At 59.1% G+C, this 26,967-nt stretch carries 21 protein-coding genes, 4 tRNA genes, 1 pseudogene and 1 riboswitch; of the genes and pseudogenes, 20 read left to right on the forward strand and 6 right to left on the reverse strand.

All coding sequences use genetic code 11. The annotated features are described in order from the left end of the window. The first annotated feature begins 141 nt into the window (after nt 1-141). From ACIQV9_RS23220 to astE, 7 genes are all read left to right on the forward strand, one after another. Nucleotides 142-1,362 carry an aspartate aminotransferase family protein gene (locus ACIQV9_RS23220; protein WP_403106434.1) on the forward strand — a complete coding sequence of 407 codons (1,221 nt, stop codon included), beginning with the start codon at nt 142-144 and terminating at the stop codon, nt 1,360-1,362. A gap of 202 nt (nt 1,363-1,564) precedes the next feature. Continuing rightward, a complete protein-coding gene (aruF, locus tag ACIQV9_RS23225; protein WP_403106437.1) occupies nt 1,565-2,584 on the forward strand; it encodes an arginine/ornithine succinyltransferase subunit alpha in 1,020 nt (339 codons plus the stop codon). A gap of 70 nt (nt 2,585-2,654) precedes the next feature. Beyond that, on the forward strand, nt 2,655-3,680 hold the full coding sequence (astA, locus tag ACIQV9_RS23230) for an arginine N-succinyltransferase (RefSeq protein WP_219097186.1): 1,026 nt from the start codon (nt 2,655-2,657) through the stop codon (nt 3,678-3,680). Further along, a complete protein-coding gene (gene astD, locus ACIQV9_RS23235; protein WP_403106503.1) occupies nt 3,677-5,146 on the forward strand; it encodes a succinylglutamate-semialdehyde dehydrogenase in 1,470 nt (489 codons plus the stop codon). The genes astA and astD overlap by 4 nt, the downstream gene beginning before the upstream one ends. 142 nt (nt 5,147-5,288) lie before the next feature. Continuing rightward, the gene (gene astB / locus ACIQV9_RS23240) at nt 5,289-6,635 is read left to right on the forward strand and encodes an N-succinylarginine dihydrolase (protein WP_403106441.1); all 1,347 of its coding nucleotides are present in this window, start codon (nt 5,289-5,291) and stop codon (nt 6,633-6,635) included. A gap of 19 nt (nt 6,636-6,654) precedes the next feature. Then, nucleotides 6,655-6,942, forward strand: a complete 288-nt coding sequence (locus ACIQV9_RS23245) for a hypothetical protein (protein WP_010457234.1) — start codon at nt 6,655-6,657, stop codon at nt 6,940-6,942. 12 nt (nt 6,943-6,954) lie between these two features. Further along, the gene (gene astE / locus ACIQV9_RS23250; RefSeq protein ID WP_403106443.1) at nt 6,955-7,965 is read left to right on the forward strand and encodes a succinylglutamate desuccinylase; all 1,011 of its coding nucleotides are present in this window, start codon (nt 6,955-6,957) and stop codon (nt 7,963-7,965) included. A gap of 125 nt (nt 7,966-8,090) precedes the next feature. Here astE and ACIQV9_RS23255 read toward each other — a convergent pair whose 3' ends face one another. Beyond that, nucleotides 8,091-8,600: a 6,7-dimethyl-8-ribityllumazine synthase gene (locus ACIQV9_RS23255; protein ID WP_007943897.1), complete on the reverse strand. Its 510-nt coding sequence runs from the start codon at nt 8,598-8,600 to the stop codon at nt 8,091-8,093. A 102-nt stretch (nt 8,601-8,702) separates the two neighbouring features. Further along, nucleotides 8,703-8,874, reverse strand: a riboswitch (FMN riboswitch). Nucleotides 8,875-9,071: 197 nt separating this feature from the next. Here ACIQV9_RS23255 and ltaE point away from each other — a divergent pair. The 7 genes and pseudogenes from ltaE to ACIQV9_RS23290 all read left to right on the forward strand — a co-directional run bounded on the left by ltaE (nt 9,072) and on the right by ACIQV9_RS23290 (nt 15,042). Next, complete coding sequence (gene ltaE / locus ACIQV9_RS23260) at nt 9,072-10,076, forward strand: low-specificity L-threonine aldolase (protein ID WP_403106446.1); 1,005 nt, start codon at nt 9,072-9,074, stop codon at nt 10,074-10,076. A 146-nt stretch (nt 10,077-10,222) separates the two neighbouring features. Next, a complete protein-coding gene (alaS, locus tag ACIQV9_RS23265) occupies nt 10,223-12,847 on the forward strand; it encodes an alanine--tRNA ligase (protein WP_403106454.1) in 2,625 nt (874 codons plus the stop codon). Nucleotides 12,848-12,938: 91 nt separating this feature from the next. Further along, nucleotides 12,939-14,180, forward strand: a pseudogene (locus tag ACIQV9_RS23270) (aspartate kinase). A 188-nt stretch (nt 14,181-14,368) separates the two neighbouring features. Beyond that, nucleotides 14,369-14,557 (forward strand): carbon storage regulator CsrA, encoded by a 189-nt coding sequence (gene csrA, locus ACIQV9_RS23275; protein WP_003178872.1) that lies wholly within the window; start codon nt 14,369-14,371, stop codon nt 14,555-14,557. A gap of 62 nt (nt 14,558-14,619) precedes the next feature. Then, nucleotides 14,620-14,710, forward strand: a tRNA-Ser gene (locus tag ACIQV9_RS23280). Nucleotides 14,711-14,817: 107 nt separating this feature from the next. Further along, a tRNA-Arg gene (locus ACIQV9_RS23285) sits at nt 14,818-14,894 on the forward strand. Nucleotides 14,895-14,965: 71 nt separating this feature from the next. Further along, a tRNA-Arg gene (locus tag ACIQV9_RS23290) sits at nt 14,966-15,042 on the forward strand. 19 nt (nt 15,043-15,061) lie between these two features. On the opposite strand, the gene ACIQV9_RS23295 is transcribed toward ACIQV9_RS23290, so the two are convergent. Next, a complete protein-coding gene (locus ACIQV9_RS23295; RefSeq protein ID WP_403106457.1) occupies nt 15,062-15,580 on the reverse strand; it encodes a cell envelope protein SmpA in 519 nt (172 codons plus the stop codon). 319 nt (nt 15,581-15,899) lie between these two features. On the opposite strand from ACIQV9_RS23295, the gene mgtE reads away from it, so the two are divergent. Beyond that, the gene (mgtE, locus tag ACIQV9_RS23300; RefSeq protein WP_010457218.1) at nt 15,900-17,342 is read left to right on the forward strand and encodes a magnesium transporter; all 1,443 of its coding nucleotides are present in this window, start codon (nt 15,900-15,902) and stop codon (nt 17,340-17,342) included. A 200-nt stretch (nt 17,343-17,542) separates the two neighbouring features. Here the strand turns inward: mgtE and ACIQV9_RS23305 are convergent, their stop codons facing one another. After that, complete coding sequence (locus tag ACIQV9_RS23305) at nt 17,543-17,869, reverse strand: Arc family DNA-binding protein (protein ID WP_003178899.1); 327 nt, start codon at nt 17,867-17,869, stop codon at nt 17,543-17,545. 385 nt (nt 17,870-18,254) lie between these two features. Here ACIQV9_RS23305 and phnN point away from each other — a divergent pair, with 385 nt between their 5' ends. Continuing rightward, nucleotides 18,255-18,827 carry a phosphonate metabolism protein/1,5-bisphosphokinase (PRPP-forming) PhnN gene (phnN, locus tag ACIQV9_RS23310; RefSeq protein ID WP_403106461.1) on the forward strand — a complete coding sequence of 191 codons (573 nt, stop codon included), beginning with the start codon at nt 18,255-18,257 and terminating at the stop codon, nt 18,825-18,827. Here the strand turns inward: phnN and ACIQV9_RS23315 are convergent. Both ACIQV9_RS23315 and ACIQV9_RS23320 read right to left on the reverse strand, forming a co-directional pair. Then, nucleotides 18,802-18,981 carry a PA3371 family protein gene (locus ACIQV9_RS23315; RefSeq protein WP_403106464.1) on the reverse strand — a complete coding sequence of 60 codons (180 nt, stop codon included), beginning with the start codon at nt 18,979-18,981 and terminating at the stop codon, nt 18,802-18,804. The two genes, phnN and ACIQV9_RS23315, sit on opposite strands and share 26 nt — an antisense overlap. 22 nt (nt 18,982-19,003) lie before the next feature. After that, complete coding sequence (locus tag ACIQV9_RS23320; protein WP_403106466.1) at nt 19,004-19,237, reverse strand: hypothetical protein; 234 nt, start codon at nt 19,235-19,237, stop codon at nt 19,004-19,006. A 291-nt stretch (nt 19,238-19,528) separates the two neighbouring features. Between ACIQV9_RS23320 and ACIQV9_RS23325 the strand changes: the two genes are divergently transcribed. Together ACIQV9_RS23325 and ACIQV9_RS23330 are read left to right on the forward strand one after the other, a co-directional pair. Continuing rightward, nucleotides 19,529-19,605 (forward strand) — tRNA-Arg (locus ACIQV9_RS23325). A gap of 143 nt (nt 19,606-19,748) precedes the next feature. Continuing rightward, complete coding sequence (locus ACIQV9_RS23330) at nt 19,749-20,288, forward strand: hypothetical protein (RefSeq protein ID WP_403106469.1); 540 nt, start codon at nt 19,749-19,751, stop codon at nt 20,286-20,288. Nucleotide 20,289: 1 nt separating this feature from the next. Here the strand turns inward: ACIQV9_RS23330 and ACIQV9_RS23335 are convergent, their stop codons facing one another. After that, entirely contained in the window at nt 20,290-24,441 is a 4,152-nt protein-coding gene (locus ACIQV9_RS23335) for a CheR family methyltransferase (protein ID WP_403106472.1), read from the reverse strand. A gap of 203 nt (nt 24,442-24,644) precedes the next feature. Here ACIQV9_RS23335 and ACIQV9_RS23340 point away from each other — a divergent pair, with 203 nt between their 5' ends. Together ACIQV9_RS23340 and ACIQV9_RS23345 are read left to right on the forward strand one after the other, a co-directional pair. Continuing rightward, nucleotides 24,645-26,249 carry a response regulator gene (locus tag ACIQV9_RS23340; protein ID WP_403106475.1) on the forward strand — a complete coding sequence of 535 codons (1,605 nt, stop codon included), beginning with the start codon at nt 24,645-24,647 and terminating at the stop codon, nt 26,247-26,249. Beyond that, nucleotides 26,246-26,938: a sensor histidine kinase gene (locus ACIQV9_RS23345; RefSeq protein WP_403106478.1), complete on the forward strand. Its 693-nt coding sequence runs from the start codon at nt 26,246-26,248 to the stop codon at nt 26,936-26,938. Before ACIQV9_RS23340 ends, ACIQV9_RS23345 begins: the two co-directional genes overlap by 4 nt. The last annotated feature ends 29 nt before the right edge of the window (nt 26,939-26,967 follow it).

The following is a 26,967-nucleotide window of genomic DNA, read 5'->3' on the forward strand; positions in this document are numbered from 1 at the left end:
GCATTGCCGTAAACCCGGGAAAAACCGGGGTTTGCGCTATAAGAAGTTGTCGCTTGGCGGCAAGGCCGGGCTGAAAACTGTCCTTACAATCCCCCCATCGCTCGCCAGTTTCCGGCGAGTGTTCCTCTTCAGGAGACTCCGATGTCCGTTGAGCACGCTGCGGTAGAACGCGCCGATTTCGACCAGGTAATGGTTCCCAACTATGCGCCTGCCGCATTCATTCCTGTGCGTGGCGCCGGTTCCCGCGTCTGGGACCAGTCTGGCCGCGAGCTGATCGACTTCGCCGGCGGGATTGCCGTTAACGTATTGGGCCATGCGCACCCGGCGCTGGTCGGTGCCCTGACCGAGCAGGCGAACAAGCTGTGGCACGTGTCCAACGTGTTCACCAATGAGCCGGCCCTGCGCCTGGCGCATAAGCTGATCAACGCCACCTTTGCCGAGCGCGCTTTCTTCTGCAACTCCGGCGCCGAAGCCAACGAGGCCGCTTTCAAGCTGGCCCGTCGCGTCGGTTTTGATCGGTTCGGCAGCGAGAAGTACGAAATCATCGCCGCACTCAACAGCTTCCACGGCCGTACCCTGTTCACCGTGAACGTCGGTGGCCAGTCGAAGTATTCCGATGGTTTCGGTCCGAAGATCACCGGTATCACCCACGTGCCGTACAACGATCTGGCCGCTTTGAAAGCCGCCATTTCCGACAAGACCTGTGCCGTGGTGCTGGAGCCGATCCAGGGTGAAAGCGGTGTGATCCCGGCTGAACTTGAATACCTGCAAGGCGCCCGTGATCTGTGCACCGCGCACAACGCGCTGCTGATCTTCGACGAAGTGCAGACCGGCATGGGTCGCACCGGCCATCTGTTTGCCTACCAGCATTACGGCGTGGTTCCGGACATCCTGACCAGCGCCAAGAGCCTGGGCGGCGGTTTCCCGATCGCGGCGATGCTGACCACCGAAGACCTGGCCAAACACCTCGTCGTTGGCACTCACGGCACGACTTACGGCGGCAACCCGCTGGCGTGCGCGGTCGCAGAAGCGGTGATCGACGTGATCAACACTCCAGAAGTGCTGGCCGGCGTCCACGCCAAGCACGACAAGTTCAAGGCGCGCCTGGAGCAGATCGGCGAGAAATACGCCATCTTCACCAAGGTCCGCGGTATGGGCCTGTTGATTGGTTGCGTGCTGAGCGATGCCTGGAAAGGCAAGGCCAAAGACATCTTCAACGCCGCCGAGCGTGAAGGCCTGATGATTCTGCAAGCCGGCCCGGACGTGGTGCGTTTCGCGCCAAGCCTGGTGGTTGAAGACACAGACATCGATCAGGGCCTGGATCGCTTCGAACGCGCCGTGGCCAAGCTGACGCAAGCCTGATAGACCCTTCGGCGCCTGGCTATCCGGGCGTCGAACCCAATTTTTATGCCGGACCCGCTTTTCTGTAGGAGCGAGGCTTGCCCGCGAAGGCGGCGTGTCAGCCACCATCATCATCGGCTGACACGCCGCCTTCGCGGGCAAGCCTCGCCCCTACAAGGGGCCGGCTTATTTTCCTCAAAGAGTATGAGAAAGGAGTGACACCATGCTGGTGATGCGCCCCGCGCAAATGGCTGATCTGGGCGAGGTACAGCGTCTGGCTGCGGACAGCCCGATTGGTGTCACTTCCTTGCCGGATGACGTTGAACGCCTGAGCGACAAGATCGCCGCAAGCGAAGCCTCGTTTTCCGCTGAAGTCAGCTTCAACGGTGAAGAAAGCTATTTCTTTGTCCTCGAAGACTCGGCCACCGGCAAACTGGTCGGTTGCTCTGCAATCGTTGCCTCCGCCGGTTATTCCGAGCCGTTCTACAGCTTTCGTAATGAAACCTTCGTGCACGCGTCCCGCGAGCTGAAGATTCACAACAAGATTCACGTGCTCTCGCAGTGCCACGACCTGACCGGCAACAGCTTGCTGACCAGCTTCTACGTGCAGCGCGAGCTGGTGGGTTCGCCTTGGGCCGAGCTCAACTCCCGTGGTCGCTTGCTGTTCGTCGCCAGCCATCCGGAGCGTTTTGCCGATTCCGTGGTGACCGAGATCGTCGGTTACAGCGACGAAAATGGCGATTCGCCGTTCTGGGATGCGATCGGTCGCAACTTCTTCGACCTCAACTACGCCGCAGCCGAGCGTCTGTGCGGCCTGAAGAGCCGGACCTTCCTCGCCGAACTGATGCCGCATTACCCGATCTACGTGCCTTTGCTGCCGGACACCGCTCAAGAAGCGATGGGTCAGGTGCATCCGCGAGCGCAGATAACCTTCGACATCCTGATGCGCGAAGGCTTCGAGACCGATCATTACATCGACATTTTTGACGGCGGCCCGACGTTGCATGCCCGCGTCTCCGGGATCCGTTCGATCGCGCAGAGCCGTGTGGTGCCGGTGAAAATCGGCGAAGCGGTCAAAGGCGCCGGTCGTCAGTACCTGGTGGCCAACGCCCAGTTGCAGGATTACCGCGCCGTATTGCTCGAGCTCGATTACGCGCCGGGCAAACCCGTGACCCTGGATCTGGAAGCGGCCGAAGCCCTGGGCGTCGGAGAAGGTGCCAGCGTGCGCCTGGTGGCGGTTTAACGACTGCTTGAGTGTTTAGAAAGCAGCGAAGTTTCGCGGGTGGCGCAAGCGGCCCGTTTGAGGAGATAGCATGATCGTTCGTCCTGTACGCAGCAGCGATTTACCCGCTCTGATCGACCTGGCCCGCAGCACCGGCACCGGCCTGACCACCTTGCCGGCCAACGAAGAACGTCTGGCCCATCGGGTCGGCTGGGCCGAGAAGACCTTTCGCGGCGAAGCCGGGCGGGGCGATGCGGACTACCTGTTCGTGCTTGAAGACGATGACGGCCGCGTGGTGGGCATTTCCGCCATCGCTGGCGCTGTCGGCCTGCGTGAGCCTTGGTACAACTTCCGGGTTGGCCTGACCGTCAGCGCCTCGCAAGAGCTGAACATCTACCGCGAGATCCCGACGCTGTTCCTGGCCAACGACCTGACCGGCAACTCTGAATTGTGCTCGCTGTTCCTCCACGCCGATTACCGTACGGGCCTCAACGGCCGCATGCTGGCCAAGGCGCGAATGCTGTTCATCGCCGAATTCTCGCAGTTGTTTGGCAACAAGATCATTGCCGAGATGCGCGGCGTGTCCGACGAAGCCGGGCGCTCGCCATTCTGGGAAAGCCTGGGCCGTCACTTCTTCAAGATGGAATTCAGCCAGGCCGATTACCTGACTGGCGTCGGCAACAAGGCGTTCATCGCCGAACTGATGCCGAAATTCCCGCTGTACACCTGCTTCCTGTCGCCAGACGCGCGCAACGTCATCGGTCAGGTTCACCCGGACACCGAACCGGCGCTGGCCATGCTCAAGAGCGAAGGTTTCAGCTACCAAGGCTACGTCGACATCTTCGACGCCGGCCCTGCGGTGGAGTGCGAAACCGGCAAGATCCGCGCAGTGCGCGACAGCCAGGCACTGGTGTTGGCCATCGGCACGCCAGGTGACGACGCAACCCCATTCCTGATTCACAACCGCAAGCGCGAAGACTGCCGGATCACTGCCGCGCCAGCACGCTTCGCCGCTGGTACGTTGGTCGTCGATCCGCTGACCGCCAAACGTCTTCAACTCAACGCCGGCGATCAAGTGCGCGCCGTTCCGTTGTCTGCTGCCAGGGAGTCGAAATAATGAATTCGCTATACATCGCAGGTGAATGGCTGGCCGGTCAGGGCGAAGCCTTCCAGTCGCTGAACCCGGTGACCCAGCAAGTACTGTGGACCGGTGAAGGCGCTACCGCCGCTCAGGTTGAGTCGGCCGTGCAGGCTGCTCGTCAGGCGTTTCCGGGCTGGGCCCGCCGCACGCTGGAAGAGCGCATTACCGTGCTTGAAGCCTTTGCCGCCGCGCTGAAGAACCACGCTGACGAACTGGCCCGCACCATTGGTGAGGAAACCGGTAAACCGTTGTGGGAAGCGGCAACTGAAGTGACCAGCATGGTCAACAAGATTGCGATCTCGGTGCAGAGCTACCGCGAGCGTACCGGCGAGAAGAGCGGCCCGCTGGGCGACGCCACCGCCGTGTTGCGTCACAAGCCACACGGCGTGGTGGCGGTGTTCGGGCCTTACAACTTTCCGGGCCACTTGCCGAACGGTCACATCGTGCCGGCACTGCTGGCCGGTAACAGCGTGCTGTTCAAGCCCAGCGAACTGACCCCGAAAGTCGCTGAGCTGACGGTTAAATGCTGGATCGAAGCGGGTCTGCCGGCGGGCGTGTTGAACCTGCTGCAAGGCGCTCGTGAAACCGGTATCGCCCTGGCGGCGAACCCGGGCATCGACGGTTTGTTCTTCACCGGTTCGAGCCGCACCGGCAATCACCTGCACCAGCAATTCGCCGGTCGTCCGGACAAGATCCTCGCGCTGGAGATGGGCGGTAACAACCCGCTGGTGGTGGATCAGGTTGCAGACCTCGATGCTGCCGTTTACACCATCATCCAGTCGGCGTTCATTTCCGCTGGTCAGCGTTGCACCTGTGCCCGTCGCTTGCTGGTGCCGCAGGGCGCCTGGGGCGACACGTTGCTGGCGCGTCTGGTGGCGGTCAGTTCGACGATTGAAGTCGGTGCGTTTGATCAGCAACCGGCACCGTTCATGGGCTCGGTGATTTCCCTCGGTGCTGCGAAAGCGCTGATGGATGCTCAAGAACATCTGCTGGCCAATGGCGCCGTGGCGCTGCTGGAAATGACTCAGCCTCAGGCGCAAGCCGCGTTGCTGACGCCGGGCATCCTGGACGTGACGGCAGTTGCCGATCGTCCTGATGAAGAGCTGTTCGGCCCACTGCTGCAAGTGATCCGCTACGCTGATTTTGAAGCGGCGATCGCTGAAGCCAACGACACCGACTATGGCTTGGCGGCCGGTCTGCTGTCGGATTCCGAAGCACGTTATCAGCAGTTCTGGCTGGAAAGCCGTGCGGGCATCGTCAACTGGAACAAGCAGCTGACCGGCGCCGCGAGCAGCGCGCCATTCGGCGGCGTCGGCGCCTCGGGCAACCACCGCGCCAGCGCCTACTACGCCGCAGATTACTGCGCGTACCCGGTGGCCTCGCTGGAAACCCCGAGCCTGACCTTGCCGACCGCGCTGACCCCAGGCGTGCGCATGTCGTAAGACCGCTTTCGCGGGCAAGCCTCGCTCCTACAAAGGTTACGCAAAACCTGTAGGAGCGAGGCTTGCCCGCGAAGGCCACAACCCGGTCTTACTGAATAGTTACCAGATGCCTATAACAACAGATTCTCGTGGAGCCTCGCTGATGAAATCCTATGAAGTCAATTTTGACGGTCTAGTGGGGCCGACCCATAACTACGGCGGTTTGTCCTATGGCAACGTCGCGTCCCAGAGCAACAGCCAGCAATCTTCGAACCCGAAGGAAGCCGCGCTGCAAGGCCTGGCGAAAATGAAAGCGCTGATGGAAATGGGCTTTCAGCAAGGCGTTCTGGCACCCCAGGAACGTCCTGACGTCGCCGCGCTGCGCCGCTTGGGTTTCAGCGGCACCGACGCGCAAGTGATCGAGCAAGCCGCCAAAGACGCGATGCCGTTGCTGGTAGCCAGTTGCTCGGCGTCGAGCATGTGGGTGGCCAACGCCGCCACGGTCAGCCCAAGTGCCGACACAGCCGACGGCCGCGTGCATTTCACCGCTGCCAACCTCAACTGCAAATATCACCGCAGCATCGAACACCCGACCACCAGCCGCGTGCTGGGGGCGATGTTCGCTGACCAGCAGCACTTCGCTCACCATGCCGCTTTGCCGGCGGTGGCGCAGTTCGGCGACGAAGGTGCGGCCAACCACACCCGTTTCTGCCGTGAATACGGTGAAGCTGGCGTCGAGTTCTTCGTGTTCGGTCGCAGTGCGTTCGACACCCGTTACCCGGCCCCCCAGAAGTACCCGGCGCGCCAGACGCTTGAAGCCTCGCAAGCGGTTGCTCGCCTGCACGGCTTGAGCGATGACGGCGTGGTCTACGCCCAGCAGAACCCTTCGGTGATCGATCAGGGCGTGTTCCACAACGACGTGATCGCGGTGGGTAACGGCGAGGTGCTGTTCTATCACGAGGACGCGTTCCTCGACACCGAGCAGATGCTCGCTGAATTGCAGGGCAAACTCGCAAAAGTCGGTGGGAAATTCCAGTCAATCTGCGTACCGCGTTCCGCCGTCACCGTCGAAGACGCCGTTCGTTCCTACCTGTTCAATAGCCAGTTGCTGACGCGTCCTGACGGTTCGATGCTGTTGATCGTGCCGGAAGAGTGCCGTGGCAACGAGCGCGTCTGGCAATACCTGCAAGGCCTGACCAGCTCCGGCGGCCTGATCCGCGAAGTGAAGGTTTTCGACCTGAAACAAAGCATGCAGAACGGCGGCGGCCCGGCTTGCCTGCGGTTGCGTGTCGCCCTGAATGAAACCGAACTGGCGGCCGTCAACCCAGGGGTTATCATGACGGCACCGTTGTACGGCACGTTGACCGAATGGGTCGACAAGCACTACCGCGACCGCATGGCCGAAACCGACCTGGCGGACCCGCAATTGCTGCTTGAGTGCCGGACGGCACTGGATGAACTGACGCAAATCCTTAAACTGGGCGCGGTTTATCCATTCCAGATCAATTGAACGTCGAGAGCGTAAAAACATGAGCGATACCCTGCAGCTGATCCTTGAAGACACCGACGGCACGCAACTGGAAACTTCCTGCACCCGCGTCGCGGTCCTGTGGCAAGGCAAAGAGCTGTGGATCCAGCAGGACGGCCGCGGCCAGTTGCTGATCGGCGTGGACGTTGAAGAAGGTGACGCTGAATACGCAAACCTGCTGCTGCGCCCATTGGCGACTAATCTGGTAAGTCTGCAACTGGAAATGGAACCGGCTGAAGTCGGCGACGAAGACCACGTGCACGGCCCGGATTGCGCACACGACCACTAAGGAAACCGCGCTATGCTCGCCCTCGGCAAACTGCTTGAACTGACCCTCGCCGGCCGCGAACCGGCGGAGAAGACTCAACTGACTGTCGAAGGCGTGCGCATGCGCTGGTTGAGCGAAGGTGCGCTGGAGGTCCGGCCACCTGAGGCTCGCGACAATGGCCAGGACTTGCTGCTGTCGGCAGGTATCCATGGCAACGAAACAGCGCCGATCGAGCTGCTCGATCGCCTGTTGCATGACATCGCCCGCGGCGACTTGAAGCCGCGCGCACGTATTCTGTTCCTGTTCGGCAACCCGGAAGCGATTCGCAAAGGCGAGCGTTTCGTCGAGCAGGACGTCAATCGGCTGTTCAACGGCCGTCACGAACAAACCAGCGGTTCCGAAGCCCTGCGCGCCTGTGAACTGGAGCGGTTGGCGGCGAGCTTTTTCAGCCTGCCGGATCGTGAGCGCCTGCACTACGACCTGCACACCGCGATTCGTGGCTCGAAGATCGAGCAGTTCGCGTTGTATCCCTGGAAAGAAGGGCGCCAGCATTCACGCCTGGAGCTGGCCCGCTTGCGCGCTGCGGGAATGGAAGCGGTGTTGTTGCAGAACAAGCCGTCGATCGTGTTCAGCTCCTATACCTACGACAAGCTCGGTGCCGAGTCTTTCACCCTTGAGCTGGGCAAGGCGCGGCCGTTCGGGCAGAACGACGGGGTTAACGTCTCGCTGCTTGAGACCCGCCTCAAACAGATCATCGAAGGCACCGAGCCTGCGGTGACCGACGAAGGACTGGACGGTTTGCAGTTGTTTAGCGTGGCGCGGGAAATCATCAAGCACAGCGATAGCTTCCGCCTGAACCTGCCGGCGGACATCGAGAACTTTTCGGAATTGGACGTGGGTTACGTGCTGGCCGAAGACATCGCCCAGACCCGCTGGATCATCGAAGAGAAGGGCGCCCGGATCATCTTCCCGAACCCCAAGGTCAAGAACGGCCTGCGTGCCGGCATCCTGATCGTGCCGACCACCGACGAAAACCTGGCATAACAGACACAGTGGTCCCCTGTAGGAGCGAGGCTTGCCCGCGAAAGCGATTTTAAATTCAACATCAATGTTGATTATGAAATCGCCTTCGCGGGCAAGCCTCGCTCCTACGGGGGCTGGCTCGGTGTTTAGACAGCTACCGCGCGCGGCTCGCTGCGACGCAACGCACGCATCTTGTGCAGCGTATCCGCACAGGTCTTCGCCGCTTCCTGGCCCTTATGCACGAAATGCTCGAAGAAGAACTTCTGGTGCTCTTCACCGGCATGGAAGTGGTGCGGGGTCAAAACCACCGAGAACACCGGCACTTCGGTTTCCAACTGAACCTGCATCAGGCCGCTGATCACTGACTGGGCGACGAATTCGTGACGGTAGATGCCACCGTCGACCACCAGGCCTGCGGCAACAATGCCGGCATAACGGCCGGACTTGGCCAGCAGCTTGGCGTGAAGTGGAATTTCAAAGGCGCCGCCGACTTCGAAGAAATCGATCTCCGATTCCTGATAACCCTGGGCAATCATTTCGGCGACAAAGCCTTTACGGCTCTGATCAACGATTTCCTTGTGCCAGCAGGCCTGGATGAACGCAACGCGCTCGCCCTGATGGTTTTTGCTTTTGCTATCGATTGCGGTGGGTTGCATGTTCTGACTCCTGTTTATGAAAAAAACAGGGCATATGAATCGAATGGGATTTAAGGGTGCGCACGCTCGCACGAATGCCCGCGGACGGCCCTTTGGCGCCAATCCCGTTCTCTCTTCATCCGGACTATGACCGTCGGCCCCGGAATCACACCGGGTCTGCTGACCTTGCCGCCAGACACCGCCGAAACCGTGTCTGTCATCAAGCGCTCGCGGGCTATGCGCATTGCGCGCAATTACCGCCGGTGGGGAGTTGCACCCCGCCCTGAGAACGTTTTGCCGCCAGATTGTCTGGCGGCGAAGCGTTTTTAACACATATTTCCGAGCCGTGCATTGCTGCTATCTGATGATTGCTATCGACTTTTTCGCTCGCTTGACGGGTCTTTTCCTTCGCCTGGGGTTGATTAATCGTTGTCATGACCGCAGTAATTCCTACCTGAAAGGAATTTTCCCCTGCTTACCGAGGCCCGATTCATGAGCGTTATCGATCTACGCAGCGACACCGTCACCCAACCGACCGCCGGGATGCTCGACGCGATGGCCAGTGCGGCCACCGGTGACGATGTCTATGGCGAAGATCCGACGGTCAATCGTCTGGAAGCGGAACTGGCAAAACGTTTGGGTTTTGCCGCTGCGTTGTTCGTGCCAACGGGCACCATGAGCAACTTGCTGGGCCTGATGGCTCATTGCGAACGGGGTGAGGAATACATCGTCGGCCAGCAGGCGCATACCTATAAGTACGAAGGTGGCGGCGCGGCGGTGCTCGGCTCGATCCAGCCGCAGCCGCTGGAAGTGCAGGCCGACGGCTCGCTGGACCTGGCGCAGGTCGCTGCCGCGATCAAACCGGACGACTTCCATTTCGCCCGCACGCGGTTGTTGGCGCTGGAAAACACCATGCAGGGCAAAGTCCTGCCGCTGGAGTATCTCGCCCGGGCGCGCAGTTTTACCCGTGAACATGGACTGGCCTTGCACCTGGACGGCGCTCGGCTCTACAACGCGGCCGTCAAGTTGGGGGTTGATGCCCGCGAGATAACCCAGCACTTCGATTCGGTCTCGGTCTGCCTGTCCAAAGGCCTGGGCGCGCCGATCGGTTCGGTGTTGTGCGGCTCGGCGGAGTTGATCGGCAAGGCGCGCCGCCTGCGAAAAATGGTCGGTGGCGGCATGCGCCAGGCAGGTCTATTGGCCGCGGCGGGGCTCTATGCGCTGGATAACAACGTTCAGCGTCTGGCCGACGATCATGCCAACGCGCAGTTTCTGGCCGACGGACTGCAAAGGGCTGGTTACGAAGTCGAACCGGTGCAGACCAACATGGTTTACGTGCAAATGGGCGACAAGGCCGAGGCGATCAAGGCCTTTGCGGCCGAACGCGGCATTAAGCTGAGTGCTGCCGGGCGCTTGCGAATGGTCACTCACATGGACGTGGACCGCGCTCAAATCGAGCAAGTTGTGGCGACATTCGTCGACTTTTCTCGTAACTGATCGCCTTAGCGGTCCAATTGACCGTTTCTATCGTATAAACACGCTGTACCCCGCGCGCTGGGCCGATATAATGCGGCCCTTTGCCGTCGCTTCGTCTGTTGACGTTTCGCACAGGCCTTTGGCCGCAGCCTCCGTGGAAGAACCTAATGAAAAGCGCAGAAATCCGTGAAGCCTTCCTTCGCTTCTTCGAAGAGCAAGGCCACACCCGTGTAGCCTCCAGCTCTTTGATTCCGGGCAACGACCCAACCCTGCTGTTCACTAACGCGGGGATGAACCAGTTCAAGGACTGCTTCCTGGGCCAGGAAAAGCGCGCGTACACCCGCGCCGTCTCCAGCCAGAAATGCGTGCGCGCCGGCGGCAAGCACAACGACCTGGAAAACGTCGGTTATACCGCCCGTCACCACACCTTCTTCGAAATGCTGGGTAACTTCAGCTTCGGTGATTATTTCAAGCGTGACGCGATCACCTACGCCTGGAACTTCCTGACGTCCGACAAGTGGCTGAACCTGCCGAAAGAAAAGCTCTGGGTCACCGTCTACGCCAGCGATGACGAGGCCTACGACATCTGGACCAAAGAAATCGGTGTTCCGGCCGAGCGCATGGTCCGTATCGGCGACAACAAAGGCGCGCCGTACGCTTCCGACAACTTCTGGACCATGGGCGATACCGGCCCGTGCGGTCCTTGCACCGAGATTTTCTACGATCACGGCGCCGACATCTGGGGCGGCCCACCGGGCTCGCCGGAAGAAGATGGCGACCGTTACATCGAGATCTGGAACAACGTGTTCATGCAGTTCAACCGCACCGCCGATGGCGTGTTGCACCCGCTGCCAGCGCCGTCGGTCGACACCGGCATGGGCCTGGAGCGGATCAGTGCCGTGTTGCAGCACGTTCACTCGAACTATGAGATCGACCTGTTCCAAAGCCTGCTGACCGCATCGGCCAAGGCCATCGGCTGCACCAACGACGCTCAGGCTTCCCTGAAAGTCGTGGCAGACCACATTCGTTCCTGCGGCTTCCTGATTGCCGACGGCGTGCTGCCGTCCAACGAAGGCCGTGGTTATGTGCTGCGCCGGATCGTCCGTCGCGCCTGCCGTCACGGCAACAAACTGGGGGCCAAAGGCAGCTTCTTCTACCAGATCGTTGCGGCGCTGGTTGCCGAGATGGGCGAAGCCTTCCCTGAGCTGAAATCCCAACAGGCGCACATCGAGCGCGTGCTGAAAGCCGAAGAAGAGCAGTTCTCCAAGACTCTGGAGCACGGCCTGAAGATCCTCGAGCAGGATCTGGCCGAGCTCAAAGGCGACGTGGTGCCGGGCGATGTCGTGTTCAAGCTCTACGACACCTACGGTTTCCCGATGGACCTGACTGGCGACATCGCTCGCGAGCGCAGCTTGACCATCGACGAAGAAGGCTTCGAGCGCGAAATGGAAGCCCAGCGCGTCCGTGCCCGTTCCGCCAGCTCCTTCGGCATGGACTACAACAGCCTGGTCAAGGTTGATGTGGCTACCGAATTTACCGGTTATAAAGCCACCAGCGGTTCGGCGAAAGTCGTTGCTCTCTATAAAGATGGCCAGTCCGTGGACATCTTGAGTGAAGGGCAGGAAGGCGTAGTCGTGCTGAACCAGACCCCGTTCTACGCTGAGTCCGGCGGCCAGATCGGCGACTGCGGCTACATTCAGGCCGGCAGCAGCCGCTTTGAAGTGCGCGACACCACCAAGACCGGCGGCGCTTTCCTGCACCACGGTGTGCTGGCATCGGGCAGCCTGATCGTTGGCGCGCCGGTGGAAACCCACGTTGAAGCCGACGTGCGTCACGCCACTTCGCTGAACCACTCGGCGACTCACTTGCTGCACGCCGCATTGCGTCAGGTGCTGGGCGATCACGTGCAGCAGAAAGGCTCGTTGGTCGACAGTCAGCGCCTGCGCTTTGACTTCAGCCACTTCGAAGCCATCAAGCCTGAGCAGTTGAAGGCGCTGGAAGACATCGTCAACGCCGAGATTCGCAAGAACTCCGAAGTTGAAACCGAAGAAACCGATATCGAAACCGCCAAGCAGAAGGGCGCCATGGCGCTGTTCGGCGAGAAGTACGGCGACAATGTGCGCGTACTCAGCATGGGTGGTAGTTTCTCCGTCGAGCTGTGCGGTGGCATCCACGCCAACCGTACCGGCGACATCGGCCTGCTGAAAATCATCAGCGAAGGCGGTGTTGCTTCGGGCGTGCGTCGTATCGAGGCAGTCACCGGTGCTGCGGCACTGGCTTACTTGAACGCTGCAGAAGAACAACTCAAGGAAGCGGCCAACCTGGTCAAGGGCAGCCGCGACAACCTGATCGACAAGCTGTCGGCTGTGCTGGAGCGCAACCGTCTGCTGGAGAAGCAACTCGAGCAGTTGCAAGCCAAGGCGGCCAGCGCGGCGGGCGACGATCTGTCGGCCTCCGCACTGGATGTCAAAGGCGTGAAAGTGCTGGCCGTGCGTCTGGACGGTCAGGACGCCAAAGCGCTGCTGGCGCTGGTCGATCAGCTGAAAAACAAACTCGGCCGCGCAGTGATCCTGCTCGGCAGTGTCCATGAGGAAAAGGTCGTTCTGGTTGCAGGCGTAACCAAAGACCTGACTGGCCAACTCAAAGCCGGTGATTTGATGAAGCAAGCCGCTGCGGCAGTGGGCGGGAAGGGCGGTGGTCGTCCAGACATGGCGCAGGGCGGTGGTACTGACGCTGGCGCACTGGATGCGGCACTGGCCCTGACTGTTCCATTTGTAGAGCAGGGTTTATAAGGCAGGGTGTCCGGCCCGTCGTCTAGTGGCCGGCCGGAACGCTGTTTGAGTGATTATTTGGGCGCCCTTCATGGGCAGAGGCGGCTTTGAAATGGCTTTGATCGTACAGAAATTTGGAGGCACCTCAGTCGGCACTGTCGAGAGAATCGAGCAGGTCGCCGACAAGGTTAAGAAATTCCGCGATGCCGGCGATGACCTGGTGGTTGTGCTGTCGGCAATGAGCGGCGAAACCAACCGTCTGATCGATCTGGCCAAGCAAATCAGTGGCGACGGCCAACCGGTTCCGCGTGAGCTGGATGTGATTGTCTCCACCGGCGAGCAGGTGACGATTGCACTGTTGGCCATGGCGCTGATCAAGCGCGGCGTACCGGCCGTGTCGTACACCGGTAATCAGGTGCGGATTCTGACGGACAGCGCGCACAATAAAGCGCGTATCTTGCAGATTGATGATCAGAAGATTCGCGGTGATCTGAAAGCAGGTCGTGTGGTGGTTGTCGCCGGTTTCCAGGGCGTCGACGAGCACGGCAACATCACCACCCTCGGTCGTGGCGGTTCCGACACCACCGGCGTGGCGCTGGCGGCAGCCTTGAAGGCTGACGAATGCCAGATCTACACCGATGTCGACGGCGTCTACACCACTGACCCGCGTGTGGTGTCCGTGGCCCAACGCCTGGACAAGATCACCTTCGAAGAGATGCTGGAAATGGCCAGCCTCGGTTCCAAGGTGTTGCAGATCCGTGCGGTGGAATTCGCCGGCAAGTACAACGTTCCGCTGCGCGTACTGCACAGCTTCAAGGAGGGTCCGGGCACCCTCATTACTATTGATTAAGAGTTAACAATGGAACATACTATATTTTCCGGAATTTATTTCTTTTGCGTTTAATTTAAGCTGACCATCCGTGGCGTGCCAGACACCCCGGGCGTTGCATTCAAGATTCTCGGCCCGATCAGTGCCGCGAACATCGAAGTCGACATGATCGTGCAGAACGTTGCGCACGATAACACCACCGACTTCACCTTCACCGTGCACCGCAATGATTTCCAGGCCGCACAAACCGTGCTGGAAAACACCGCTCGCGAGATCGGTGCCCGTGAAGTGGTGGGTGACATCAAGATCGCCAAAGTCTCGATCGTCGGCGTCGGCATGCGTTCCCACGCAGGCGTGGCCAGCCGCATGTTCGAATCCCTGGCGAAAGAAAGCATCAACATCCAGATGATCTCGACGTCGGAAATCAAAGTCTCCGTTGTGATCGAAGAGAAGTATCTGGAACTGGCTGTGCGCGCTCTGCACACGGCTTTCGAACTGGACGCACCGGCCCGTCAGGGCGAGTGATGCGTTTGCCAAAGGGCGCGGTCTGACCGCGCCCTTTGTCTTTTTTGAATAGCGCGACTCAGGAACTGTTCTTTTGCTCGCGCTGGTCAATACTCAGGCATGTAGGGCTGCGATCGTTCCGGTTGTAGGTCGAGTGCCTTTTTTTTGCAGACTGTTGTCCCTGAAATGAAATGCGTGAGGAGAAAGGTATGCTGATTCTGACTCGTCGGTGCGCAGAAAGCCTGATTATTGGTGATGGCGAAATCACCGTGACCGTGCTCGGCGTCAAAGGAAATCAAGTGCGTATTGGCGTTAACGCACCTAAAGAGGTTGCGGTTCACCGTGAGGAAATCTACTTGCGGATCAAGAAAGAGAAGGACGACGAACCAAGCCATTAATTTTTATCGTTTTTTATGTTTGCAAACGGGGAAGAAGCTGGTTAATATACGCCCCGTGTTGCGGAGAGCTGGCCGAGTGGCCGAAGGCGCTCCCCTGCTAAGGGAGTACACCTCAAAAGGGTGTCGGGGGTTCGAATCCCCCGTTCTCCGCCATTATTTGCGTAGTACGTTGTAATCTGGCTTTTTCGGTAAGTGTTTGAAATTACTAGAAAAAGTGCTTTACATAGAGATTAGACGGCCTATAATGCGCGGCAACAAATGCACTCGTAGCTCAGCTGGATAGAGTACTCGGCTACGAACCGAGCGGTCACAGGTTCGAATCCTGTCGAGTGCACCATTTAAGAGTTGTTTGCAGCAATGCAAATGACTTGGCTTCAACCAGTTGTGATCTGGTATAAAAACACAAATGCACTCGTAGCTCAGCTGGATAGAGTACTCGGCTACGAACCGAGCGGTCACAGGTTCGAATCCTGTCGAGTGCACCAAACACCAAAAAGCCCGCGTTTAACGCGGGCTTTTTGCCGTCCTGGATTTGGCTTTTCCCTTGGTGCATCCTTTCTCATCGAACTCGACGTGTGCGCTACGACCTCGTTTTATGTCGTAGCGGTAGCTCGTTGCGGAATTCCTGATACTGATCTTGTCCGGCTTGCCCAGGGCGCTCTCGACGTCCTGTTGTGTCATGCCGGCGACGATCCGTTGATTGATGATTGCTTCGCGACGTTCCTTGGCGGTCATCAGGTTTCCACACTTGTCCTCAGGCTGGCCGACTACGGTTGGCTCCTTCCTTCTGGTTTTCGTCGTGGGTGTTTGCCGAGCGTCAGCCTCCGGCATGAGCGCCACCGGGTTGCCGGGCGTAAAGATGCGCACTTCCTGCAGAGAGATGCTTTCACCGTCCGTGCAACTCAAGGTCGTGAAGGTGAGGCGGCCGTCGGGTGCTTCGCAACGGTGAAGGGTGGTTGCCTGCAACCGGGGCGAAAGGCAGAGCAGGGCAAGCAGTAAAAAATAAAGGGTAATCGATGGCATCAAACGTCCTCCTTGACGGTCCATGTCAGGGTAGCCGCTACATTTTCCGACGAGGGTGTGTTTTCTTTTCAGAATGCGTCGTCGCAGTTGGAGAGATCAGGACTGCACTCAGCTTTGTCTTGCAACCGCTTGTTTCAGCCATGATTTTTTAACGTTTAAAACCGTCGGGCGGTGTATCATTGCGCCCGTCAGCCCCGCCGGGGCTTGTGGAATACCTCCATGGACTTACCCAGTAGTTACTCAGTATCCCGTTTTTCCAATCATGAATTGACTGATTGATCCTTCCGGCGTGCCCCGCTGCTGGGAGTGGAGTTCGCCTATGTCTGAAGTTGAAGTAAAGAAAACGCAGGAAAGCTTGCAGGACCGCCTCGCTCAAGTCGTTGAGCTGCTGCAGCGCCAGCGGGTGGTCGAAGACCTGACTCATCGCCAGGAAGGTCCGCATCACGACCGGGTCGAGAACCTGGTTCACCGGCAAAACCTTGTCGAGCTGCAACGCAAGCTTGATGATCTGCACTCCGCCGACGTTGCCTACATCCTTGAAGCCTTGCCGCTGGACGATCGTCTGACGCTCTGGCAATTGGTCAAGGCTGATCGCGACGGCGACATCCTCCTCGAAGTATCCGACTCGGTTCGTGAAACCCTGATCGCCGACATGGACGATCACGAGCTCCTGGCTGCGGCCAAGGACATGGACGCCGACGAACTTGCTGACCTGGCTTCCGAGCTGCCGCGAGACGTCGTCCACGAGCTGATGGAAACCCTCGATGGTCAACAGCGTGAGCGCGTCCGCTCCGCGTTGTCCTATGACGAGGAGCAAGTCGGAGCGCTGATGGACTTCGAGATGGTGACCATCCGTGAGGATGTCAGTCTCGAAGTCGTTCTGCGTTACCTTCGTCGTCTCAAGGAGCTGCCGGGCCACACCGACAAACTGTTTGTGGTCGACTACGACGGCGTGCTCAAGGGCGTGCTGCCGATCAAGCGTCTGCTGGTCAACGATCCGGAAAAACAGGTTTCGGAAGTCATGGCCAGCGACCCGGTGAGTTTTCACCCGGACGAGGACGCCTACGACGCCGCTCAAGCCTTCGAACGTTACGACTTGATCTCGGCGCCTGTGGTCGACAAGAACGGCAAGCTGATCGGCCGTCTGACCATCGATGAAATGGTCGACCTGATCCGTGAAGAGAGCGAAAACGAAGTGCTCAACATGGCGGGTCTGCGCGAAGAAGAAGATATCTTCGCCTCCGTCTGGAAATCCCTGCGTAACCGTTGGGCCTGGCTGGCGGTCAACCTGATCACCGCGTTTATCGCATCCCGGGTGATCGGCCTGTTCGAAGGCTCCATCGAAAAACTGGTAGCGCTGGCGGCATTGATGCCGATCGTGGCCGGTATCGGTGGCAACTCGGGCAACCAGACCATCACCATGATTGTTCGAGCCATGGCGCTGGACCAGGTGAGCACCGGCAATACCTCGCGATTGATGCGCAAAGAGCTGGCTGTCGGTTTGATCAATGGCCTGGTCTGGGGTGGCGTGATTGGCGTCGTGGCCTATCTGCTTTATGGCAGTTGGTCCCTGGGTGTGGTGATGACCGCCGCCATGACGCTTAACTTGTTGCTGGCGGCGTTGATGGGGGTCTTGATCCCGATGACCCTGGCGCGGCTTGGGCGCGACCCTGCGATGGGGGCGAGTGTGATGATCACCGCCATGACCGACAGCGGCGGGTTCTTCATCTTCCTCGGGCTGGCGACGATCTTTCTGCTCTGATTTACCTGAAGCCCGCCAATCGTTTGGTAGAAACGTCATTGTAGGAGCCAGGCTTGCCGGCGAAAGCGATCTCAAGGACGCCTTCGCCGGCAAGCCTGGCTCCTACAAGTGCAACAACCCGCCAGCCGGCGGGTTTTTTATTGGCGAATTTCAGGCAAAAAAAAGCCAGCGATTATGCTGGCTTGAGCTTTCGGGTCGAATCAGGAAGCGTCTGCGGCCATTTCGGCGTCATGGGCAATCAGCGAAACAAGAGCATTTTGCTGACGATGGGAAAGTTGGCGGAAGCGTTGTAGCAGTTCACGTTCGTGCAATGACAGCTCCGGGCTGTCCAGGCGCATGCTCAACTCTTCGCCCAGTGCACCTTCCTGAATAAGACTCTGCTCAAGGCGCGCAATGATTTCGGAGTTCATGCTGCGATGATGATTGCGAGCCACCTCGGCAATGCGTTCACGCATTCCGTCTGGCAGACGTACGACGAACTTGTCAGCCGTACGGCTGGAATAAATTGCCTGTTTCAATGGGCGCATATATTTAACCGGTTAGTTCAGGGGAGCGGTTCTCGGAATTGGCCGCAGGATGTCTGATAGGACAAGCTCTCTGGCCAAATGTTCAACCTGAATTGATAGAGGCTCGCATCATGCCTCAAAGCAGCCAGATCATTGGCGTCAATTCTGTGACAAATATTGAGCTGGGTAAAGGCGTTATGCCAGCACCTTTGTCAGAAATGCGGACTGGTTGGAAAACTTCGCCCCCAGTCCGTATCGCTGGCCGCGTCCTCTACCCGTCAGGTGATGCCCGAAGACGCCTGAAGGTGCATGGTACGCGGATTCGATCCTCGGTCCTTACCTTATACAGGATAGTGGCAAATGGCCGATTTACTAGTGACAGACCCGCATAGGGGGATGATTCAGGATGGATGGCAGGTTGATTTACTTGATGGGGCCTTCCGGATCCGGCAAGGACAGCCTCATCGAAGCGGCTCGACAACCTTTACGCTCGATAAACGGCGAAGTGGTACGACGGGTCATTACGCGTTCGGCTGAATCCGTAGGCGAAGACGCCATCGGAGTCTCTCGTGAGGAGTTCGAACAACGCCGGGACAAGGGTAACTTCGCGCTGTCGTGGCACGCCAATGGCCTGGATTACGGCATTCCGGTCCAGATTGACCATTGGCTGGAGGAAGGCCGTCATGTGTTAGTCAACGGCTCTCGTGGCCACTTGGCCGAGGCGCTACAACGCTATCCCACGTTGTTGCCGGTGCTGTTGACGGTCAAGGATGAGGTGTTGCGCGAGCGCCTGATGAGGCGTGGCCGCGAGAGCCTTGCAGAAATTGAAGCGAGATTGCGCCGCAACGGTCTGTTTACTGCTGACGATTCCCTCGGTGACACGCAGATCTATCGACTCGACAACTCTGGTGAGCTTGCCGACACCGTCGCCAATCTTCTGAAGTTGTTGAAGATCAGCGTAAAACCGGATCGAACTTGATTTTGCGCCCGACAATCAGCGCCAGCACGAACAAAGCGCCGAATACGCCGCAGGCAATCAGGGGCACGGTGGCGACCGTGTCCGGGACCCATGACAAATGAACAATGCCGCTCAGTAAGGCAAGGATCAAAAACCCTGCGGCTGATTTGGACATGCTGTGCTCCTGATAGGGTGATTCAAAATACCAAGCGTTCCGAAGATTGCGACACCAGTGGGTAATTGTGCTGGCTCACGTTCTGGCCAACAAAGCCGCGCTGATCGTTCATCACCGCCAATTGCGGGGCTTTTTGCAGCTGGAGGTAATGGGGCATCCGTTGCGTGACCTGCACAGCGCCGTTCTCGGGGGCAAAATGACCACCCAGCAGGACGGTAAGGGCGATCGCATTCGAGAGTAAAAGGACGCTGTTCATGAGGCTGACCTCGGTTGTTCGTGAGAACAGCTAAAGCAGCCCGCGTGCCAAGAGTCTAACGGCTATTAAATCCTTTAAAAACAACGAATTAACTTATTGTTCGAAGATGCCGTCGTTGCAAATTGCAATGCTGGCATTTTGAGAGGGTGCAATTTGCACGGTAAATTAAGCCACAGTGACAAAGGGCTGCTGCCTACACTTAAAAAGCCCTACGGACGACATGACAAAAGCAGGCCTGCCCGTTAACATGCACGCCGTCCCTCGCACCGCATTCCTTGCGGGGCGATCTGTGTCTCAGTAGCTCAATTGGATAGAGCATCCCCCTCCTAAGGGGAAGGTTGGCAGTTCGAACCTGCCCTGGGACACCATCTGATTTTCAGCATCTCGCTGTAAAAAAGCCCCGCCGGAGAAATCCTCCAGCGGGGCTTTTTGTGTCCGTCAACCCGACGACCTACATGGCAAGTCCGACATTGCTGTGCCTTACTCCTCGTATCACTCAAGGAGTGAAGCCATGCGACACAGAGGCGCACAGTTCTGGTTATGGACCAACACCCGGCTGCCTCACCACACCCATGAAGAAGTCCTCAGCGATGGCGTGCAGGTCGAGGTTCAGGCGCGGGTAGGCCATGAGGGCATGACTCAGGTGTTTATCGGTATTTATTCCGACAGTGGCTGGGCGATTTGCGAGGAGTTTCACGACAGGACTGTGGGTGAGTTTTACTGTATCGCGTTGAAGTGGGGCGCTCAGCGGGCGAGAGAGTTGGTGGCGGACACTCAGGCGTTTGTCGCGCCGCATCGGGTGCAATTGACGCTCGGCACGGTGATCACCGATGAACCGACCCTGGCGCTGCGGCGCATGGAAATGACCGAGCGTGAGCGTTTGAAAATCCGCTCCGAAGACGCCTGGTCGGAGTACCTGGCTGCCAAAACCGCGATGCTTGAGCTGATGCGCGCAACCAAAGTCGATCCCACGGTCTGGGCGGACCACAAAGAGCGCCTGCGGCAGGCGATTGATCGGCGCATCAGTGTGCAACGCGCCTATCTGCGCTGAGTCATTTGCCGATTGACAGGCTCGAAGAGCGCCGCAGTTCTTCGATGGTCTCGATCAGGTCATCGTAGGACACCGGTTTGCCGATGTGCTGGTCGAAGCCCGATTGCCGGGATTTTTGAATATCGCTGCTGGTGCTGTAGCCCGTCAGCGCAATGGCCGGCACATCCTTGAGCAGCGGGAGTTGGCGCAAGGCGCTCATCAGCTCGTGACCGTTCATGACCGGCATGCCCAGGTCCGAAATGATGAGGTCGAAGCGCGTGCTTTTCGCGGCGTCCAGAGCGGCCACCGGACGGTCGAAGGCAATCACCTGCGCGTCCTCCATTTCCAGCAGCATCTTGAGGGTTTCCAGCACTTCGGCAGAGTCGTCGACCAGCAGAATGGTCAAGCCGCTCAGCCGTCCGGCACCCTGGTCGACTGGTGCAACGGTTTGAACTTCACCCTCAGTCCTGGCCCTCGGCAAGTAGACACTAAACGTGCAACCTGCACCCAACCCGGGTGAGCTCACTTCAACCGAGCCCCTTTGTGCTTCTGACAGTTGGCGGACCAGCGACAGGCCGATTCCCAGCCCTTCACGGTTGTGTGTGGCATGTTGCTTCTCTGCCTGCCCAAACAGATCGAACACGTGCTCAAGGTTCTCGGCGGCAATGCCGGTGCCGTTGTCTTTGATGTCCAGTCGCACCCTGTTCCCATCCTGGCTGGCGACCAGTTGCACGTGGCCAGTGGGTGGGGTGAACTTCAGTGCGTTGTTCACCAGGTTCCAGATGATCTGTTCCAGGCGCGTCGGATCGGCATGCACCATCAAGGGCTGCGAAGGCACATGCAACTCGACCGTGGTTGCGTGCCGCTCGTTGAGGACGACGCTGTGGATATCACGCAGCACGTTGCCCAGGTCCACAGCCACCGGTTGCAGCTTGAGCTTGCCGGTACGGACCCGGGCGACATCCAGCAGATCATCGATGATCCGGGCCTGGCTGTTGACGGCATCGCAGATCGTATTGACGGCTTTGGCGGCGGGCGCCAGGGTCTTGGTCTCCGGCAGGCGCCGCAGCAATTCCGCGTTGAGCTGGATCAGGTTCAGCGGGTGCTTGAGCTCGTGGGACATGACCGCGAAGAACTCATCCTTGAGGTAATTGGTGTTGCGGGTCTCGGCCAGCTCCTGGCTCTGCGCTTCATGCTGACGCTTGTGGCCGGTCAGGTCCCGGGCAATCTTCACGTAGCCTTGCAGGTTGTCGCCGCTGAGCAGGGTCACTTCGCCACTGCAAAAGAACCGGCTGCCATCCTTGCGCATGTGCCAGCGCTCGTCATCGTTGCGGCCGTGGGTGCGAACGGCCAGCAGTTCGTTTTCAGGCACACCGGAGGCGCGGTCTTCCGGCGAAAAAATGAAATCGTAGTAGGCGCCTTCCGCCTCGGTCTTGCTGTGGCCGAATATCAGCTCGGCGCCTTTGTTCCAGCTGGTGATCACCCCTTGTTCGTCGAGGGTGATGATCGCGTAATCGCGGGTGCTTTCAGCCACGAGGCGCATGCGTTCTTCGCCCAGGCGCAGTTCTTCTTCGGCGGCGCGGCGTTTGGTGATGTCGATAAAGGTCAGCACCGTGCCATCGATATGGTCTTCGCTGGAGCGGTAGGGCAGCAGGCGGGCGATGTACCAGCGGTTGTCGGTGCTGCTGACTTCACGTTCGATCATGTTCAAGGATTCGAAGACCAGCGCTGCATCGCGGGCCAGCTCGTCGTAGTGCAGACGGTGGGTGATATCGAGCAACGAGCGGCCGGTATCCACCGGCAACATGCTGAAGATGTCCGTGGCGCGCGGGGTGAACCATTTGATCCGCATGCCGCGGTCGACGAACACCGTGGCAATGTCGGTCGAGGCGATCAGGTTGGTCAGGTAATCGTTGATCTTGTCGGTTTCTTCAACTTTGGTTTTCAGCTCGTAGTTGACCGTCAGCAACTCTTCGTTGATCGACTGCAGTTCTTCCTTGCTGGTCTCCAGCTCTTCGGTGGCTGAGCGCAGCTCTTCGTTGATCGCCTGCATTTCTTCGTTGGAAGCCTTGAGCTCTTCGCTGGAGACTTCCGATTGTTCAATAGTGTCCTGCAAGTGCAACTTGGTACGTTGCAGTTCGCGTTCAAGGTTGGACAGCACATGGCTTTCGGTTTGTAGCAGGGTAGTGGCGGCCTGTTCGGAGGGATCGACTTCGGCCTCTTCGAAAATCACCAGGACGAATTCGCCGTCTGACTCTTCGTCCTTATAAGGCTGCGCCATCAGGTCGACCTTGTAGCGCCGGTTGTCACGGGTGATCGGCACCGCGCGGGATTTCACCACCAGACCACTTTGCTGGACCTGAAACAGCGTGGTGCGAATCTCCAGACGCAACTCGGGAAGGATCAGCGTCAGCAAGTTGCGCGACAACTCACCGCCCACATGACGCAGGAAACGCCCGGCGCTTTCGCTCATGTGCAGGATGTCGGCGTTGGCATCGACGATCATGCTCGGCGGCGCTACGCGTTCGAGGGCACGCTGATGAATGTCGGCGAAGGACAGTTTGCGCTGCACCGCGTTTTGCGGCGTATCACGGGAAACATTGGTGCGCACGTAACCGCCACGCGGCATGGTCGGGGTGCGTCGGCTACTGGCGGTGCCGGTCTTGGCGCGGAAGATCCGGTTGCGCTTGTCCACCGGGGCGAACAGCTCGTGGCAAGCGTCCGCGCTCTCGGAAGATCCCAGGAACAGGAAGCCGCCCGGGCGCAGTGCGAAGTGGAACATCTGCAAAATTTCACGCTGCACTTCGCGATCCAGATAGATCAGCAGGTTGCGGCAGACGATCAGGTCGATTTGCGAGAAGGGCGGGTCGGACAACAGGCTGTGTTTGGCAAACAGGACCTTTTCGCGAATCTCCTTGCGAATCCGGTAGTGGTCGTCTTCCTTGAGGAAGTAATGCCGCAGGCGCGTCGGTGGCACATCGGTCACGATCGCTCGCGGGTACAGACCGGCTCGACCGACGCTGATGGCGCGCTCGTCGATGTCGGTGGCGAAGAGTTGCAGTGAGGCCTTGCTGGCGTCCAGTTGCAGTTGATCGTTGAGCAACATCGCCAGGCTGTAGGCTTCTTCGCCCGTGGAACAACCAGCGGACCAGACGCGGATTTCTTCCTTCTCGGGTTGCGCCGACACGGCAGCACTGACCAGTTGCGGCAGCACGTCCCGTTCCAGGGCTTCGAAAGCCTCGCGGTCACGGAAGAAGTTGGTTACGCCAATCAACATGTCGCCCAGCAAGGCTTTGGTTTCTTCGGGATTGCTTTGCAGGTAGCGAAAATAGGCGCCCTGGTCGGGTTGGGTCGTGACCTGCATCCGGCGCTCGATCCGCCGCAACACAGTCGCGCGTTTGTAGTGCTTGAAGTCATGACCGGTGCCGGTGCGCAACTGGATCAGGATGTCGTGGAGCAGCTGTTCGGCGAGCGCTGCATCACGCTCGGACACGGAGGCGAAAGTTTGCAGTTCCGGGTCATTGGCGGTGGGCAGGCTGATTTCCTGTGAGTTTTGCCACAGCTCCAGCAGCTTTTGCGGCATTTCCACCACTGGCAATACCAGATCGACATTGCCGGTTTCGATGGCCGCGCGAGGCATGCCGTCAAACTCGGCATCTTCCGGCGCCTGGGCCACGGTGATGCCACCGTGTTCCTTGATGCGCGACAGCCCGACCGCGCCATCGGAGCCACTGCCTGAAAGCACCAGGCAGAAGGCACGCTCGCGGTGGACTTCGGCCAGATCGCGAAAGAACAGATCGATCGAGGCGTGTCGCATCTCCCGCGGGTCGTTGCTGCTGACTTCAAGCACACCGTCATTCATGGTCAGTCGCTGAGCCGGTGAAATGACATAGACGTGGTTTTTCTCGATCGGCACGCTCTCGGTGACCTGCAGGACCGGCATCCGTGTCGATTCCTGGATGATCTTGTCCGCGACGCTCTGGTGGTCAGGCGACAAGTGAAGAATGACCACGAAGGCCATGCCGTTGTCGTGCGGCATGTTCTCGAAAAACAATTTGATGGCTTGCAGCCCCCCCGCCGAAGCGCCAATACCGACCACCGGGAAGTCCAGGGTGCTGGGGCTCAGGGCCTTGCGCTCAGGACCTGCGGCCGAGTGCTGGGGGGTGGTGGTCATTTCTTCTGCCTTTGCCGGCGACTACGGTTTAGTGAATTCAGCGGATAGAAAAACGCGCCAATAAAACAGGATAAGCCCGTTTTTCAATAACACCTTCAAATATTTAGAGACACTTGATTGGCAGGAGTTCTCAAGGGAACGGCACTCCTGGCCGATAACCCGAACGGTCATGGTCTTCTTCTCAAATTGCCTGGAAATCTTCGATGCTGTCGTATCACCAAAAGAGTTTTCTGATCGTCGATGATTTCTCGGATTTCCGCAGTTCCGTCAGGTCCATGCTGCGTGAACTGGGGGTCAAGGATGTCGACACTGCGGATACCGGGGAGCAGGCGCTGCGCATGTGTTCGCAGAAGGCCTACGATTTCATCCTGCAGGATTTCCACCTCGGCGACGGCAAGAAGAACGGCCAGCAAGTACTCGAAGACTTGATGATCGAGAAGCTGATCAGCCATGAAAGCGTGTTTGTCATGGTGACCGCCGAAACCAGTCAGGCCATGGTGCTCAGCGCGCTGGAACACGAACCCGACGCTTACCTGACCAAGCCGTTCAACCGGTCCGGTCTGGCCCAGCGCCTGGAACGTCTGGAGCAGCGCAAGAACCTGCTCAAGCCGATCCTGCAAGCGCTCGATCGTGGCAAACCGCTCGAAGTGCTCAATGCCTGTATCGAGCTGTGCAAGAAGGACATCCGTTATTCGCCGCTGTGCCTGCGTTATCGCGCGGACGCCTTGCGTGACCTGAATCAGAACGAAGCGCTGGAGCGCCTCTACGACAGCATCATTGCCGATCGTCCCTTGCCGTGGGCGTTTGCCGGGTTGGGCAAGTTGCTGTTCAAGCGTGGCCAGGTCAGCCAGGCCAAAGGCATCTACGAAAAAGCCCTGAAAGTGTTTCCGATGATGCCGGCGCTGTATGACGGCATGGCCGACGTGCTGGTGGTCGAAGGGGATACCAAGGGCGCGCAGAAAGTATTGGAAGAAGCCATTCGCCTGTCGCCGCTGGCGGTGCGCCGACAAGCGCTGCTGGGCAAACTGGCGATGGCCAACGAAGATTTCGACACGGCCTCCAAGGCTTATCGCCAGGCTGTGTCCCAAGGTGCGCAGTCACGCTTCAAGGATGCCGAAAGCAACCTGGGCCTGGCTCACGCCTTGATCAGCAAAGGCAGCGAGAAAGGCCTGGATACCCGCACCCGACTGGAAATCAACACGACCCTCAGCCTGGTGGCCAAGGAAAATCCCAGCGATCCGGGCCTGCAGATTCGTGCGCGCCTGATGAAAGCCACCAGCCTGTTGCTCAACGACGCAGAAACCGCCGAGAAGCTCACCGAACAGGCGATGATGCGCCTCGATGGCATGGAGCAGTTCATGAGCGCCGAAGCGGCGCTGCTGGTGGCCAAGCAGTTGCAAATGCTCGGCCAGGCGAGCGCCGGCGCGTCGATGCTGAAAAACTGTGCGGAAATCTACGGTGACGATCCGGTGGTGATGCAAGGGATCGCCAAACTGACCGATGACCCGACGATTCTCAGCCAGAGCAACGCGGCCTCCGAACTCAACCGTCAAGGCGTGCAGGTGTACAAGACCGGCAACCTGGCGGAAGCCCGGGCGGTGTTTCGCAAGGCCCTGCACATGCAACCGAAAAACATCAGTATCGCGCTGAACATGGCGCAGTCGCTGCTGCACGGCACGGACACCAGCGTGCCGTCGGCCGAGCTCGATGAATGCCGGGCGTGCCTGAAACTGGTCGGCATGATGCCCGACACCGACGCGCGTTACCCGCGCTACCAGAAACTGAAAATCAAGGCGTTCAGCGGATGAGCCAAGACAACTCTGCACTGGATTTTTCGACGGTGATTGCCTCCACCGTGCACGACATGAAGAACTCGTTGGCCATGCTGATGCAGGCCCACAGCCAATGGCTGGCCCGCTTGCCCGATCCCGAGCGGCATAGCCCGGAGCAGGGTGTCATCGAGTACGAATTCGCTCACCTCAACGGCATGCTCGTGCAGTTGCTGGGGCTGTACAAGCTGGGCGTCAATCAGCTGCCGTTGCAGCCGGCCTACCATGAGCTGGATGATTTCCTCGAAGCGCAACTGGCTTGCCATCAAGAGGTGTTCGCCAGTCGCGGCATCGTCGCGACTTATGAAGTCGACCCGTTGAGCCCCCTGGGGTTCTTCGACCGGGAGCTGGTGGCCTCGGTGCTGGCCAACTGCATCAACAACGCCATTCGTTACGCCCGCCAGTCGTTGCTGATCAGCGTCGGCGACGAGGCCGGCGAATTGGTGCTGACCATCAACGACGATGGCGACGGTTATCCAGCCGAGATGATCGAGCTTCAGGCGGACTATGTGCAGGGCATCAACTACAGCAGTAGCAGCACCGGCCTGGGCCTGTACTTTGCCGGGCGGATTGCCGCGCTGCACCAGCGCAATGGCGTGGGCGGGCGCACCCGCATCAGCAACGGCGGCCCGTTGGGCGGCGGTGTGTTCAGCCTCTATCTCCCCTGATAACACGAGCCCGTGGGCGAACGTGATTT

Origin of the sequence: Pseudomonas sp. NPDC099000 (assembly GCF_044759925.1) — a bacterium.
In the GTDB taxonomy this organism is placed as follows: Bacteria; Pseudomonadota; Gammaproteobacteria; order Pseudomonadales; family Pseudomonadaceae; genus Aquipseudomonas.

What these genes read in the sequence shown, in the direction of transcription:
- ACIQV9_RS23220 (WP_403106434.1), top strand. Translation starts at nt 142, where the DNA reads ATGTCCGTTGAGCACGCTGCGGTAGAACGCGCCGATTTCGACCAGGTA.
- aruF (WP_403106437.1), top strand. Translation starts at nt 1,565, where the DNA reads ATGCTGGTGATGCGCCCCGCGCAAATGGCTGATCTGGGCGAGGTACAG.
- astA (WP_219097186.1), top strand. Translation starts at nt 2,655, where the DNA reads ATGATCGTTCGTCCTGTACGCAGCAGCGATTTACCCGCTCTGATCGAC.
- astB (WP_403106441.1), top strand. Translation starts at nt 5,289, where the DNA reads ATGAAATCCTATGAAGTCAATTTTGACGGTCTAGTGGGGCCGACCCAT.
- ACIQV9_RS23245 (WP_010457234.1), top strand. Translation starts at nt 6,655, where the DNA reads ATGAGCGATACCCTGCAGCTGATCCTTGAAGACACCGACGGCACGCAA.
- astE (WP_403106443.1), top strand. Translation starts at nt 6,955, where the DNA reads ATGCTCGCCCTCGGCAAACTGCTTGAACTGACCCTCGCCGGCCGCGAA.
- ACIQV9_RS23255 (WP_007943897.1), bottom strand. Translation starts at nt 8,600, where the DNA reads ATGCAACCCACCGCAATCGATAGCAAAAGCAAAAACCATCAGGGCGAG.
- ltaE (WP_403106446.1), top strand. Translation starts at nt 9,072, where the DNA reads ATGAGCGTTATCGATCTACGCAGCGACACCGTCACCCAACCGACCGCC.
- alaS (WP_403106454.1), top strand. Translation starts at nt 10,223, where the DNA reads ATGAAAAGCGCAGAAATCCGTGAAGCCTTCCTTCGCTTCTTCGAAGAG.
- csrA (WP_003178872.1), top strand. Translation starts at nt 14,369, where the DNA reads ATGCTGATTCTGACTCGTCGGTGCGCAGAAAGCCTGATTATTGGTGAT.
- ACIQV9_RS23295 (WP_403106457.1), bottom strand. Translation starts at nt 15,580, where the DNA reads ATGCCATCGATTACCCTTTATTTTTTACTGCTTGCCCTGCTCTGCCTT.
- mgtE (WP_010457218.1), top strand. Translation starts at nt 15,900, where the DNA reads ATGTCTGAAGTTGAAGTAAAGAAAACGCAGGAAAGCTTGCAGGACCGC.
- ACIQV9_RS23305 (WP_003178899.1), bottom strand. Translation starts at nt 17,869, where the DNA reads ATGCGCCCATTGAAACAGGCAATTTATTCCAGCCGTACGGCTGACAAG.
- phnN (WP_403106461.1), top strand. Translation starts at nt 18,255, where the DNA reads ATGGATGGCAGGTTGATTTACTTGATGGGGCCTTCCGGATCCGGCAAG.
- ACIQV9_RS23315 (WP_403106464.1), bottom strand. Translation starts at nt 18,981, where the DNA reads ATGTCCAAATCAGCCGCAGGGTTTTTGATCCTTGCCTTACTGAGCGGC.
- ACIQV9_RS23320 (WP_403106466.1), bottom strand. Translation starts at nt 19,237, where the DNA reads ATGAACAGCGTCCTTTTACTCTCGAATGCGATCGCCCTTACCGTCCTG.
- ACIQV9_RS23330 (WP_403106469.1), top strand. Translation starts at nt 19,749, where the DNA reads ATGCGACACAGAGGCGCACAGTTCTGGTTATGGACCAACACCCGGCTG.
- ACIQV9_RS23335 (WP_403106472.1), bottom strand. Translation starts at nt 24,441, where the DNA reads ATGACCACCACCCCCCAGCACTCGGCCGCAGGTCCTGAGCGCAAGGCC.
- ACIQV9_RS23340 (WP_403106475.1), top strand. Translation starts at nt 24,645, where the DNA reads ATGCTGTCGTATCACCAAAAGAGTTTTCTGATCGTCGATGATTTCTCG.
- ACIQV9_RS23345 (WP_403106478.1), top strand. Translation starts at nt 26,246, where the DNA reads ATGAGCCAAGACAACTCTGCACTGGATTTTTCGACGGTGATTGCCTCC.